At 52.6% G+C, this 13462-nt stretch carries 13 protein-coding genes and 1 pseudogene; 2 read left to right on the forward strand and 12 right to left on the reverse strand.

Annotated elements, in window-relative coordinates:
* Nucleotides 1–412: 412 nt before the first annotated feature.
* The 6 genes from PSSD_RS26855 to PSSD_RS23480 form a co-directional block, all read right to left on the reverse strand.
* A complete protein-coding gene (locus PSSD_RS26855; RefSeq protein WP_071885740.1) occupies nucleotides 413–583 on the reverse strand; it encodes a YlcI/YnfO family protein in 171 nt (56 codons plus the stop codon).
* A 111-nt stretch (nucleotides 584–694) separates the two neighbouring features.
* The gene (gene cydC / locus PSSD_RS23465; RefSeq protein WP_058973888.1) at nucleotides 695–2341 is read right to left on the reverse strand and encodes a thiol reductant ABC exporter subunit CydC; all 1647 of its coding nucleotides are present in this window, start codon (nucleotides 2339–2341) and stop codon (nucleotides 695–697) included.
* Nucleotides 2338–4059 (reverse strand): thiol reductant ABC exporter subunit CydD, encoded by a 1722-nt coding sequence (gene cydD, locus PSSD_RS23470; RefSeq protein ID WP_235589280.1) that lies wholly within the window; start codon nucleotides 4057–4059, stop codon nucleotides 2338–2340. The genes cydC and cydD overlap by 4 nt, the downstream gene beginning before the upstream one ends.
* 46 nt (nucleotides 4060–4105) lie before the next feature.
* Complete coding sequence (locus PSSD_RS28230) at nucleotides 4106–4498, reverse strand: cytochrome d ubiquinol oxidase subunit II (RefSeq protein WP_369404338.1); 393 nt, start codon at nucleotides 4496–4498, stop codon at nucleotides 4106–4108.
* A gap of 26 nt (nucleotides 4499–4524) precedes the next feature.
* On the reverse strand, nucleotides 4525–5151 hold the full coding sequence (locus tag PSSD_RS28235) for a cytochrome d ubiquinol oxidase subunit II (protein WP_235589281.1): 627 nt from the start codon (nucleotides 5149–5151) through the stop codon (nucleotides 4525–4527).
* Between the two features lie 17 nt (nucleotides 5152–5168).
* Nucleotides 5169–6611 (reverse strand): cytochrome ubiquinol oxidase subunit I, encoded by a 1443-nt coding sequence (locus tag PSSD_RS23480; RefSeq protein WP_039328663.1) that lies wholly within the window; start codon nucleotides 6609–6611, stop codon nucleotides 5169–5171.
* A gap of 918 nt (nucleotides 6612–7529) precedes the next feature.
* On the opposite strand from PSSD_RS23480, the gene PSSD_RS23485 reads away from it, so the two are divergent.
* On the forward strand, nucleotides 7530–8900 hold the full coding sequence (locus PSSD_RS23485; protein WP_058973890.1) for an amidohydrolase: 1371 nt from the start codon (nucleotides 7530–7532) through the stop codon (nucleotides 8898–8900).
* A gap of 71 nt (nucleotides 8901–8971) precedes the next feature.
* On the opposite strand, the gene PSSD_RS23490 is transcribed toward PSSD_RS23485, so the two are convergent.
* The gene (locus tag PSSD_RS23490; protein ID WP_034823502.1) at nucleotides 8972–9181 is read right to left on the reverse strand and encodes a YMGG-like glycine zipper-containing protein; all 210 of its coding nucleotides are present in this window, start codon (nucleotides 9179–9181) and stop codon (nucleotides 8972–8974) included.
* Between the two features lie 331 nt (nucleotides 9182–9512).
* Here PSSD_RS23490 and PSSD_RS23495 point away from each other — a divergent pair, with 331 nt between their 5' ends.
* Complete coding sequence (locus PSSD_RS23495; RefSeq protein ID WP_058973891.1) at nucleotides 9513–9719, forward strand: hypothetical protein; 207 nt, start codon at nucleotides 9513–9515, stop codon at nucleotides 9717–9719.
* 32 nt (nucleotides 9720–9751) lie between these two features.
* On the opposite strand, the gene PSSD_RS23500 is transcribed toward PSSD_RS23495, so the two are convergent.
* The 5 genes and pseudogenes from PSSD_RS23500 to PSSD_RS26860 all read right to left on the reverse strand — a co-directional run.
* Nucleotides 9752–10342 carry a TetR/AcrR family transcriptional regulator gene (locus PSSD_RS23500; protein WP_058973892.1) on the reverse strand — a complete coding sequence of 197 codons (591 nt, stop codon included), beginning with the start codon at nucleotides 10340–10342 and terminating at the stop codon, nucleotides 9752–9754.
* 77 nt (nucleotides 10343–10419) lie between these two features.
* Nucleotides 10420–10971 (reverse strand): cytochrome b, encoded by a 552-nt coding sequence (locus PSSD_RS23505; protein ID WP_058973893.1) that lies wholly within the window; start codon nucleotides 10969–10971, stop codon nucleotides 10420–10422.
* Complete coding sequence (locus tag PSSD_RS23510; RefSeq protein WP_058973894.1) at nucleotides 10971–12014, reverse strand: catalase family peroxidase; 1044 nt, start codon at nucleotides 12012–12014, stop codon at nucleotides 10971–10973. The genes PSSD_RS23505 and PSSD_RS23510 overlap by 1 nt, the downstream gene beginning before the upstream one ends.
* 208 nt (nucleotides 12015–12222) lie before the next feature.
* Nucleotides 12223–13089 (reverse strand): DeoR/GlpR family DNA-binding transcription regulator, encoded by an 867-nt coding sequence (locus PSSD_RS23515; RefSeq protein WP_039328665.1) that lies wholly within the window; start codon nucleotides 13087–13089, stop codon nucleotides 12223–12225.
* Nucleotides 13090–13286: 197 nt separating this feature from the next.
* A pseudogene (locus tag PSSD_RS26860) lies at nucleotides 13287–13462 on the reverse strand (D-ribose ABC transporter substrate-binding protein); the annotation flags it as partial.

Here is a 13462-nt window from a genome sequence, read left to right on the forward strand (position 1 = left end):
AAAATTATAGAGGCAAAGCTAACATGGCCGTTCTGGAGATGCGGATGTTTTCCTGGACTGGTTATGTTGTTATCCCCAGATGCGGCGCGTTTGCCACCTTTTCTGGGAGATCTCTGCTGATGCTAGTGACCATGTCGAACAAAGAGCTGCACCGCCTTTCACTTTCATTCTGGTGTTGATATATTTGCTTCGCAGCCTTGGCACTCGTCCTCTCCCGACGACCATATCGGTGATGACATCAGGTTCATTCGCGTCCTTAGCAACAAGAACCCTATTTCAGATGAAAACGCCTCCGGGCGAAATGGCAACCCTGGCCGCTTTAGGCTACCTATTGAAGCAGACATTTCACACGATCCCCCCATCAGCAACACCTCTCGCGATAAAGACGTGCCACTGATGGGAAAATGTTTAATTACTTCTTTCCGCTATTGGCTTCCCGCGCTTTCAAACGGCAGGCTTCCACCACCCAAGCTGAAAAGTTTTGGCTGTTCTCCAGCTTCATACTCTCTTCAATCTGATCAATCAGCAGATGAGGAAAACGAATATGTTTTCGTCGGGTTTTGGCATTGGTCATTTTATCCATGATTTATCCCTGGTCAGTTGTCTCACAAAATTTATTGTTGTATTGATGACAATGGCTCGGGTCTCCCCCGAGCAAACATTCAATCTTACAAGCCTCAAATCCCTGCCTTTGTTATTGAATATCAAGCAGTAACCGACTGTCGGCGAGCGACAGCGGCTGGATCTGATGGGTGACCAACAGCGTGGTTTTACCCTTAATCAACGCTTTTAAACTGTTCAGGACTAACTCGGTATTCACCGCGTCCAGCCCTTCGGTTGGTTCGTCCAGCAGGACAATCGGTGCATCTGAAAGATACGCACGGGCAATTCCCATTCTGCGAGCCTGGCCGCCAGACAGACGGACACCTAATTCCCCTGCCATGGCGTCAAGTCCCTGCGGGAATCGACGGATTTCATCAGCTAAGGCAGCGCGAGTCAGTGCATCCCACAACGCATCATCGTCCGCGTCAGGCGAAACCAGACGCAGGTTGTCACGGATAGACGCATTGAACAGATAGGTCTTCTGGCTGACGACGGAGATCATCTGACGCAATTTCTCTTCAGAGAGCGACCTGACTGGATGCCCTCCTATCAACACCTCACCTTCAGTGGTGTCCCAGAACCCTTGCACCAGATTCAGAATCGTAGTTTTGCCGGCGCCGCTCGGGCCAAGAACGGCCAGGCAGTGGCCAACGGGTACCGTGAAACTCAGTTGATCCAATACCGTTGGTGCCTCAGGCGCATAGCGCATGGTCACCGCTGTAAAGGTCAACTCGCTGCTTTCTGGCAACGAACTGGTTTCCGGTAATGCGATCGCGGGTGTCAGTTCCGTCATCGAGAACAAACGGCGCGCTGCTTCACGTGTCGTGCCCAGTGCCGCGAAGGCCGCAGGCAATCCGGCCACCGCTTCCGTGCTGGCGAGCACCGTGAACAGCAACATGACGATCTCACTGGGAGTCAGACCGCCCGCCTGTCCGGGAGCGAATAACAGCACGAAGGCAATGAATAACCCCAGTTGCCCCATCAATGCGCAGATCGCCCCGCCGCTGGCACTGACCCATGCTTGTTGACGCTGTGCGCCAATTAATTGCTGAGAGAGTTGACGCAAATGGTCGGTTTGATGGCTGACAGCCCCGACAACCTGCAACTCTCCCAGACCACGCATCAAATCGGTGGAGGCCGCCTGCACTGCCGAACGACCCAATGCAATCTTGTTGCCGTTGGTTTTGGTTAACGATGCGACGATATAAGGCACAATCACACCGGCAAGAATTAACACCACAGCATCAACCAAAGCGACGGTGGGTGAAAACCAGTACAGCCCCGCCAGAATGATGATGGCCGAGATGAACCCGGAGATAGCCGGCGTTAAGATACGTAGATAGAAATTATCGAGACTATCGATATCTGAGCGGAAACGCGTCAGAACATCCCCTTCACGAAAATCCTGTAATCGTGCTGGCGCCAGCGGAGCCAATTGTTGATAGAACCAGACGCGCAACACGGATAACAGCCGGAGTGTGGCATCGTGCGTGACCAGCCTTTCCAGATATCGCGCGAAGGTGCGCAATACGGCAAGACCACGGATCGCGGCTGCTGGAGTAAAGAACTCCAGCGCCAGTGAGCCTACGCCAGCCAGCGCCATAGAAGTAATGAACCAACCAGACAAAGCGAGCAGCGCAACGTTGGAAATAATCACAATGACGGACAGCAAAACGCCCATCGCCATGCGAAAACGCCATGGCCGCGCAAGGCGCAAGAGATGCCAGAGATCATTCATGAGAGCGCTCCTTTCTGCAGCCGCTCAAGCTCAGCGAATACGCCGGCCTGGTCGCGCAAAGCCTGCGGCGTACCCGATTCGATCATTCGACCACGCTCCAGAACAATCACCCGGTCAGCCGCCGACGCGATTTCGGTATCGTGGGTAATAATCAAACTGGCCGTTTCGGGTAGTTGGGTACGCAGTGCCACAATCATCTGTTGTGCCGTATGACGATCCAGTGCCACCGTTGGTTCATCAAGGATCACAATCGGAGGCGAGTTCAAGACGGTGCGGGCCATCGCAATACGCTGAATCTGACCACCGGATAGCCCTTGCCCGCCATCTCCTACGCTGTAGTCATAACGTCCGGGCAGTGTCTGAATAAAACCGTCAGCCTGTGCCAGTTGCGCTGCGGATTCGATGGCTTCACGGCTGATATTGGAACGCGATAACAGGATATTTTCAGTCATCGTGCCGGCGAACAGTGTTGGACGCTGCGGCAGCCAACCCAGGTGCTGCTGCCATGCGGCAAGATCCAGCGATGAAAGATCGCAGCCATCGATAACGATGCGTCCTGAGTCGGGCGTAATAAAGCCCAGCAGTAAGCGCGATAACGTGGTTTTACCTGCCCCGCTGCTCCCGACAATCGCCAGCGTTTCGCCACGGCGCAAAGTGAAGGATATATCCGTGACGCCACCACCCTCTGCATACTGATAGCTCACACCCTCGAGGCTGATTTCACGCGGTTGCGCGGACAGTAATGTCTTGCTCTGTGCCGACGATGGCAGTTCAGCATTCAGGATCGCCAATAAACCTTCTGTCGCGCCGATGGCATCCATGCGTGCATGGTAGTGCGTACCCAGATCGCGCAGCGGACGGAAAAATTCTGGCGCCAGCAACAACGCAAACAAACCAGGCAGAAAACCCATCTCACCGTAAAACAGACGGAACCCAACATACACGGCCACCATGGCGGTGCTGATGGTGGCGAAAAACTCCAACACCAGAGAAGAGAGGAAGGCCAGGCGCAAAACCTTCATGGTGGTCTGACGATAGCTGTCAGAAATAGCCGCAATAATATTCGCCTGGCGACGTGCGGCATTGGTCTGTCGCAGCGTGGTCAAACCGGCGATAACGTCAAAGAAGTGGGCGCTCATCAGGCTGAGTTTGTGCCACTGCTTGAGACTCATCTTCTCTGCGCCCTTACCCACCACGATCATAAACAGTGGAACCAGCGGTGCGGTGATCAGCATGATCAGACCGGAGACCCAGTCGAAGGGAAATAGTGCGACCAGTATCGCGAGCGGCACGATGCCGATGATGATCTTCTGCGGCAGAAATCCGGAGAAATAGGCTTCAATGGCTTCAACGCCTTCACCCAGTGAACTGGCAATGCTACCGGTGCGTTGATTTTGACTCCAGGCGGGACCCAAAGCGGCGATGCGGTCGAGTAACATGCCGCGTAAACCCTGTCGGATACGAGCAGAGGCTTCAAACGCAAAGCCCTGGCGCAAGACATCGACGCCAGCCCGCAGCAACATCACCAAAGGCAGCAGCCACAGGTAAGGCATGAATCCAGAGAAGCCTGTACCGTGCATCACCGCCTGGTTAATCAACCAAGCCAGAAGCCAGCATTGAGCGATCATCAGTACCGCATTGATCGCCGCCATACTGATGGATAATGAAAATAAACCGCCCGCCTGGCGACGGAGGCTCGAAAGCCACCGTTCCGCCATGCGGGCCGCTTTTCCACTAGGAGGAAGGCTAGCAGACATAATGCGATTAATGCCCCTCGTGACCGACCAGTTTCGAGATACGGCCGCGGAATACCCAGATTTGGTACCAGTTATACATCAGCATTACCGGAACAAATCCGCCCATGGTCATGGTGAAGGTGATCATCGAAACCTGAGGGCTTGCGCCATCCCAGATGGTCCATGTGCCCGGAACAATATAGGGGAACATGGTGATCAGCATGCCGAAACCGAGAATCACAGCGGCAGCATTGAACCACAGCACGGCAGCGAAATCTTTGTCTTTCAGGGTGTCACGACGTACCTGCTCAATGCAGTAGAGCGCAAGCAGACCAAACAGGCCCCAGATCCAGAAGTGTGGGCCGAACCACTTAGCACGCGCCCAGTCGAACAGCACCGCACTCCACACCCAAGTAATCACAACTGCAGCAATTGCCAGCCAGAAGATTACCGCCGTCCAACGTGCGGCATCCTGACGGATTGGCTCATTTTTTCAAAACGAGCACGGACAAACAGAACGCCCGCTAACGTCATGGCGACACAGGAAGCCACACCCGTCCAGATGGAGAAAGCAGAGACAAAGCTGAACTCACCGCCGATATAGTGAGGAACGCCTTGGGTTGGGTGGTCCAGACCAAAACCTTGCAAGATGGCACCGACACTCATGCCACCAAAGAAGGTCACCGCCAGACTGGCGACACCGAAAATGCCATCTGAAAATTTCTGCCAGAAAGGTGACGCAAGATGGCGGAACTCCAGCGCGACTGCGCGGGACATAATGCCCCATAACACCAGCGCCATCGGCACCATCAAATAGCTAAACGCGGAACCGTACACAAACGGGAAAGTACCGAACATGATACCCCCGGCGACGATCAGCCACGTCTCGTTGGCATCCCAGGTCCCTGCCATCGCCGCCATGATCGCGCCACGTTCATCATGGTCACGCACGAACAGCGAGAAGATCCCTGCGCCCAAGTCCGCGCCATCCAGCGCGATATATAAAAGAACGCTGATGCCAAATGCCAACCACCACGCGATGATCAGGAAATGCTGTGAAGAATTAATGTCCATGAGTGTCTCTGCTCCCCTTAAACCGGACGGATGTATTCAGGATGATCGGCGTGACCACTGGCTGGCATCTCAAGGTGCCCCAGATGTTCATGCCCTTCGCCCGGTATTTTGCTGGTCAAGTCCGGTCCGTTACGCACCACCTTCGCCAGGAACCAGATGGTTCCCGCCACGACGGCCGTTTCGAAGATGGCGAAGCCCACCAGCCAGAAGATAGCCAGACCTAAGGTCATCGCGCTCATACCATCTTCGGTGCGCATCAGGCCGTACACTATCCACGGTTGGCGTCCAATTTCACGCGTCCACCAGCCACCAATCACCGCCAGGTAAGGCAGAACCACCATGACGACTGCCAGTAACAGGAACAGCTTATTGCGTGGCGCGAGTTCAACCGTCATACGACGACGTGCCATTAACCACAGCCCCCAAACCGCAACGGCCAGAATCGCAGCTGCTGCACCGGACATCACACGGAAAGCGTAGAACGGTAAAACGACAGGCGGCTGTTCATCTTTCGCAAAGCTGTTCAAACCTTTCACCGGACCATTCCAGGTTTTGGTTTCAATCAGGCTCAGGCCGTGCGGAATATCAAGAGACCACGCCAGACCGGTGCCTTCTTTGTTTGGCCAGCCGAGGATGTGCCAGGCACTGTTAACGTTACCGTTAGCATCATAGGTGTCGTAATGACCTTCCATCGCAGCCAGCGCTGCAGGCTTATGCTCAAGAGTATCTTCACCCAAGACGTCACCCATATAAATCTGTGCCGCAGCGACCACCGCCAGTGCCACCAGCGCGTATTTCAGCGGTCTCAGGAACAGTTCAACATGGCGCTGCTTCAATACGAACCACGCACAGGTTGCCACCACAAAACAAAGCGACAGCTCAAAACTGGCCAACAGCATGTGCGGGAAAGCACTGCGCGCATTCGGGTTAAACAGTGCACCCAACCAGTCCGTGACAATGAAGATGCCATTGTGCAGCTCAACGCCCGTCGGGGTTTGCATCCACGAGTTGGCGACCAGAATCCACATGGCAGAAAGCGTTGAAGAGAGCGCAACATTGAAAGTGGCGAAGAGGTGCATGCCACGGCTGATTTTGCCCCAGCCAAAAATCATCAGGCCGATGAATCCGGCTTCATACATAAAGGCCGTAATAGTCTCGTAACCTAAAACCTGGCCGAAGAAAGGACCGGCAGCCTGGGAGAAACGACCATACAGAATACCAAAGGCCATCTCCATGGTGACGCCGGTGGCGACACCCGCACCGAAGTTAACGATGAACAATTTTTCAAAAAAGCGACACAGTCGATACCACTTCTCATCCTGCTTACGGACCCACATCAACTCAGAAAAGAACAGCAGTGCTGCCAGGCCGATGGTTAGCGGAGGAAAAATGATGTGAATAGATGAAATTAGCGCGAAGTCTATGCGCGTGATCAGCGATGTAAGATCGTTACTTAACATGACTATCTTCTTATATATGAGTGACCGTGTTAGTTAACGGCAACGCAGCGCCGTTTCTCTTGTCATACAAGTGAGATGAGCCAGGCTCAGGCATAACAAGTAGAAAAGGTGTCACACTGTCGTCTTCCACTTATCTACGATCCGCAACCGACAGTATATTTTCCAGACAGGGGTTGGCTGAAAAATATAATATCCACTGCGGTGCTTACCCCTGAATGAGCACAAATAAACAATCAACAATGTGAACTGATTGTTGGCAGGTGAAACTCACAGAAATAAGCGATGGAACATGCTCGAGATAAGAAAACTTCTGTAAATTATTCTATATTCTCACTTACACAAAGGCACCCCAATTACAGGGGTAACTTGTAACAAAAAGCTAATGGGAGTTTCCTGGTCGGGTTTTGATTGCAGTTAAATCAATGTGTTGCGAAGAGTCACACACAAGCGGATTTGGATTTTTTATTTAATTTCAATAACATAAAATTTCATTGATATGAAACAAGTTTAGACGACTTAGACAAGTGCATGGCTAATAACAACAATAGTCATTATGCAGCATTGTTTATCTGAGTGACAAATTATTGAGACACCCACTCAACATTAATGACACAGATAATTAACAATGGGTCGTTTATTATTTTTCTATAACAGCAGGTGTTAATTAATTTAACAGACAAGGAACAATTATTACCTTGTGAATTCTTCACAGCTATGTAATTAATTTAATATATACGTTAATTTAAAGACGCCAATGCGCAACAATTAAGTCACACTGTGCGCACATTGATAAATGTCCCCCTCACACTCCTGCTTCCTCCGGCATCATTACTTTTCCCCATAGCCATCAGTGGAAAAAATCACAGCACAGCGCTATCTGCTTCTTTAGGGTAAATCTCCCCTACAAGGAGATAAAACATGAGCCTCTTATCTGCCGGCAATCGCCGTGACTTTCTCACTTCTGGTATCAAGTTAACCGCTGCAGGCACTTTGCTTAGCACAGGCTTAACCAGCCGTGCGTCCGCGGCACAAACCTGTGTGCCGGAAAATCACAGTTCGATTAATGTCAGCCATTACCTGCTGCGCAATGTCCGCCTCGAAGAAGGATTCATTCGTAAGCAGGATGTCATCACCGCGACCCGTACCGGCTTATATGATGTTGAAATCAACGGTGACCGTATCGCCGCTATCCATACCTCTGGATTTAGCAGTCCTCTTCCGGCCTGGGATGCAGGTGGGCACATTCTGCTGCCTGCCACGCGAGATATGCACATTCATCTCGATAAAACCTTCTATGGTGAAGGCTGGCGCGCCCCGCTGCCGCGCAAAAGCGTTATCGATATGATCCATCAGGAAGAGCAGATCCTGCCGGAGCTGGTGCCAACCTCTGAGATGCGTGCGGAAAAGCTGATTGGCCTGCTGCAATCGAAAGGCAGTACCGAAGCGCGCAGCCACTGCAACATAGACCCGATCAGCAAGCTGGAGGGTTTAGCCCATCTCCAGCAAGCCATTGCCAGTCATCGTAGCGATTTCAGTGCCAGGATTGTTGCCTTTCCTCAGCACGGCCTGTTGCGCTCACATGCCGAAGGCATGATGCGTGAGGCAATGAAGATGGGGGCTAACTATGTCGGCGGGCTGGACCCCACCAATGTGGACGGCGCGATGGAGAAGTCGCTTGATACCATGTTCAGCATCGCACTGGATTTTGCTGCCCCAATTGATATTCACCTGCATGAAACTGAACCCCACGGCGTGGCGGCGATCCGTTACATGCTGAAAACGGTGCGTGAAAATCCGCAGCTAAAAGGCAAAGTGACGATCAGCCACGCATTCGCTTTAGGCACACTCTCGGGTAAAGAGCTGGATGCGATGATTGAGGAACTGAAGGAGCAGCAGTTCAGCATTGCCACCACAGTACCGATTGGGCGCGTCATCATGCCATTACCGCAGCTGCGCGCTGCAGGGATTCCCGTGTGGTCAGGCACCGATACCATTGCCGACCACTGGCAGCCGTTTGGCAGTGGTAGCATGCTGGAAAAAGCCAACGTCTATTCACAGCTCTACCGTGGGCCAGATGAATTTTCACTGAGTCGTGCGCTGGGTATTGCCACTAATGAGGTGTTACCGCTGAACAGCCAAGGGGATCAGCAATGGCCAAAAGCGCAGGATACGGCAACCATGATGCTCGTCGCTGCGAGTTGTTCGGCTGAAGCTGTTGCCCATGTCGCACCAGTAGTGGCGACATTCCATAACGGTAAGCAGGTATTTGGTAGCCTGGCGAAGGTGTAATAGTAGGGAATGATGAGATAGATGTGATAGATATATTCCGCCGCGCAAAATCTGCGCGGCGGAATTAAACATTAGCGGCTGACTTCGTGTCCGATTAAACCGCCGATGGCCGCGCCACCTAAAGTACCGAAGGTACTGCCACCGGTTAACACGGCACCACCGACTGCACCGACACCTGCACCAATCGCTGTGTTACGACCACGATGCGACATACCGCAAGCGGTGACGGACAAACACACTAATGCGACAATGGCGATACTGCAGCTGCGTTTTAAAAGCATCGAAATCCTCATTACCATTATTCAATGGAATGTCATTGTTTTAATTTGATTGTTGTTAAGGCGCCAGAACATTGGCGGCTTGCACTGCTCGTCGGCGCTAATTTATGGCGAAATCGAAAACGGGGATAGGTAAAAATTCCTATTTTAAGACGGTACTGGCGAAGCGGCGAAAAGTCAGGCATTGCAGGGCCTGAGGCTCTGGTTTTAACGGTGCGCATCAATGCATACCTTACAGTGCAGAAGGCGTCGTTGAATGCTTGACGTACAGCCTACCAACTAGTAGATTAATATTTATCCGGTTAGCCTGGGGTTATACCTGAAAGGAGGCACTGTGAATGTGATTAAATTTCCCGCGTCACGAAAGCCAATCGATGAAGCCAGCCTGAACACGCATGAAACAACAATCAGAGACGTGCGAGAATTTGCGTTAAATATCGCCTCGCAATTACGTAATGATCGGGAATTGAACAATCATGCACCCTATCTGGTTGATAAAGTCATCATGCTGCTAATAAAAGAGTCGCGGCAGTACGAATAATAAAAAATCCGCGTAGGCGGATTTCTTATTTATCAGGAGGCGGGAAGGAGTTTATTGATGACCGGTTGCACAATCTGCAAAAAGAGGTCGGGATGATTGAAAGCGCGAGCGGCAATAATCGCGCCATGTACCGTGGCCATCACCGATTTCGCTTCAGTCGCTGCCTTCTCCTGCAGGATAAATACCCCACTCTTTTCCCCTTTGCTAAGCACCGTTGCCAGCCAATCGGACAGGTCAGAAAAATGCCCCTTCACTTCTGCAGCGACCTCTTCAGGTAAGGTGGGGAGTTCCACCGCCAGCATCACGCAAATACAGAAAGGTGAGCTATTTTCCCTGATACAGTTGGCCCAAAAATTGACATATCCGTTGAGCTCAGCGAGCGGATCGTTACTGAAATGCTGGCTGGTTGCCGCCATCCCTGCCCGTGCTTCCTGACGGTATTCGGAGACGACGGCCTGAACCAGATCGGCTTTCGCGGGAAAATGATGATGAATACTGGCTTTGCGTATCTGCACCCTTTCCGCCAAATCCGCGTAACTAAAACTTTTATAACCGCCAGAGGTCAGCAGCGATCGGGTATGGTTGATGATTTCAATCGCTTTGGGTGAACGTTCGACACTCATGCACGGCTCCGGCTACATCATGAAAGGGCTGCAAATCAGTAAATTGGCACTGAACCTACTGACCCGCAGCCGGGTTGTCAAGGCGCTTCATGGCGCTTGCGGCTGCCCGTCATACTGCTGAACACCCCATCACGCAGAATCAGCGCATGGAACAGCGCCGCAGCAAGGTGCAGCATCACCGTTACGAACAGCGCCAGCGCAACCCACGTATGCAGTGGTCGCAGTAGGGCAAAGGCGTTATTGCTGACAGCCATAATGGGCGGCAGCACAACACTGCCTCCCAGGCTGACGGGGTAGCCCGCAGCGGAGAGCATCGCCCAGCCAATCAGCGGCTGCCCAAGCATCATCGCGTACAGCGCCCAATGCGACAGATGCGCTAATCCCTTTTGCCAGCCTGGCAGCGTGTCCGGAAGCGCGGGTTTCGTGGTAGTAAAGCGCAGCCACAAACGTACGACCACCAGCAGCAGAATCATCACCCCCAGTGGTTTATGAATCGCTACCAGCAAACTGTGCAGTGATGACACCGAGGCAACCATGGCGACACCGATAAACAACATGGCGAGAATCGCGGCCGCCATTAACCAGTGGATAATGCGCAGAGCGGGATGGAAAGTGTCGGTGCGTTTCATCAGTGAGCTCCTGCCTGTTCACGGGTACGTGCATTGTAGGATTTGGCATAGGCTGATGAACGCGCATTGAGAATGGGGTCATCAGAGGCGGTGATGCCGTCTGGCAAAATCAGCGGGTCGTAGTTGATATCATTACAGGCACCCTGCTGTTGCGGTGACGTCTGAGTGAGAGTCAATGTTCCGGCGTTAATCGTCTGGCGATCCGCAGGCCAGGCCACTGATGCGTCACTGCTTTTATCTTGCGCATTCGCTACCGTAATCAACAGATCCCACATCAATGGTCCTTTGGCGAGTCGTTGTTGCAGATCGCTTTGCAGGAAGTTGCTGTCATTTTTGTCCGCCGCATTAATGGGCTGATAAGTCGCGTGCGGCACCATGCTCCAGCGCACCACGTGGCTTTGCCCAGCCTTATCGACCAGGTTAAAGGCATTGAGGCTGTTGAAGCGATCGCTTGCCCAACTGGATGAGGGGACATATTGCTGCGCCCAGCCGAAGAAGGGTTTGATTTCCGGGTGCTGCTGCACAAAAGCCTGAATTTTCGCCGGATCGGGCTTGCCGGTTTTCGCATCTGGCAACGTCGCCACTTGCAACTCATAAAATCCTTCCACGCTATTCACCGGAAAAAAAGGCATCGCGTTCATGCCTGTACGCCACTGTTGACCGTCTTTTTGATAAAACGCCAAGGCCATGCTGCGCACGGGGACTGCGTAATCCGGTGCGTTAGGGTTACCGCCCGCGATGGCAAAACGCCCGATAACGGGCGTTTCACCCGGCGCAAATAAGCCCGCCCGTGACAAGGTGCTGGCGTTACCATTCGCTGCAAAACTGCCCGTGATACACACTCCTTTCGCATGGTTGCGTCGATAGCCCGGGTGCTCGCCACCCGATTGCTGCAACACGGTAATGAGTTTATCTGACGTTAATCGCTGCGGCGTAAGCCAACCGCCCGCCCACAGCAGGAGTGCGATCGCTATTAAGGGAATAACCGCAATGAGGGCCAGACGCGTAATTTTCTGGCCAGATGATAGAGAAGGCTTGTTCATAGGTTCGCTCAACATGGCATCAAGAAGGACAAGGCACTACCCGCGTGGTGTTAACCGCGCGTGATAATCAATTCACCGTGATCAGTGGCGGTTTTTCTGTGAATTCTCAATCAACCTACCAGTAGGTAGTTTAAGTTGTCAAACGAATTTAATTTTGCGAGGATCTTATCAAGAGCGGCCTGAAGGCCGCGCCCTACTGTCGGGGACGTTATTGTTCTTCGTGCGGGATATAACTGCTCTTCATTGGCGCAACCACCACGTTCACGCCGAGATCTTGCAGGCGACGCAAAATGGGAACCGGCGTGCCTTGGTTAACAATCACCACATCAAACTCGCTGAGGTGAGCAAAACGGTGCAGCGCCCGGCGTTCAAATTTGGTGTTATCCATCATCAGAATGCGTTTTTGCGCGGCATCAAACATCGCGCGTTTGGTTTCCACGGTTTCAGCAGATTGGTGGAATACCGCATCATCGATAATTGCCGACATACTGACGAAAAACACATCGGCGCGCAGGCTGGCGATTTCCTCACGCGTCATCCGCCCCATAAAGGCGTTACACCAGTGATAAAACTGCCCTCCCAACCCCATCAGTGTGATGTCTCGCCCATTACGAAGCTCATTCATCAGCGTCAGTGAGTTGGTGATCACGGTAAGAGGCGCTCGGGCAGATAATAAACGCGCCATCTGCAGCACCGTGGTGGAATCATCGAGAAAAATCGCCTGCCCAGGCTCAAGATAGCTGGCGGCCACTTCGGCAATCGCCTGCTTCTCTTCCAACTGACGTGTGGCGCGATAAATATCACTGGATTCAACCAGGCTGGTTGAGGTGGCTGACACCACGCCGCGTGATTTATGCAGTAACCCGCGCTCGACCATCTCATCAATATCACGGTGCGCGGTCATCAGGCTGATGCCGAAACGCTCAGTGATATCTTCAATACGAATCGCACCTTCTGCCATAACCGCTTCTGCAATCAGCTGGCGTCGCGCCAGTTGCCGCGCCTGTCGGCTATCGCTGGGTAAGGGTTCGGCCATAAATACGTTTAGAGAAGAGTCCTGCGGGTTGTGCGCCATGTTTCGTCCGGGAAAGTGATGCAGAAATGCGGGTTCGTCATGATTACAACGCGGAAATGGGCTTTTTGCAAACAAACTGCATTTAATGCGAGGAACTTAGTGCGCATAAATGGGCACTCTACAACTCATGCCGGAACCAGGTGCGCATCATGCGCACCCAACGTTGTAGGGTCGCCATTCATGGCGACCGTCATCCATTACTGCTTCAACACAAACGGTGACACGAAGTTGCCCGCGTTCTCTTTGGTGATCAGAATACAGTCAAACAGCTGTTTCTCAGACGCTGCACCGGTTTTTCCGGTCTTGAGGAAGCTATCCGCCTGCTCTACCGCTTTCTGCGCGAATTGCGCCACCGGCTGCATCACGGTATAGG

Source organism: Type-D symbiont of Plautia stali (assembly GCF_001485335.1).
In the GTDB taxonomy this organism is placed as follows: Bacteria; Pseudomonadota; Gammaproteobacteria; order Enterobacterales; family Enterobacteriaceae; genus Pantoea; species Pantoea vagans_C.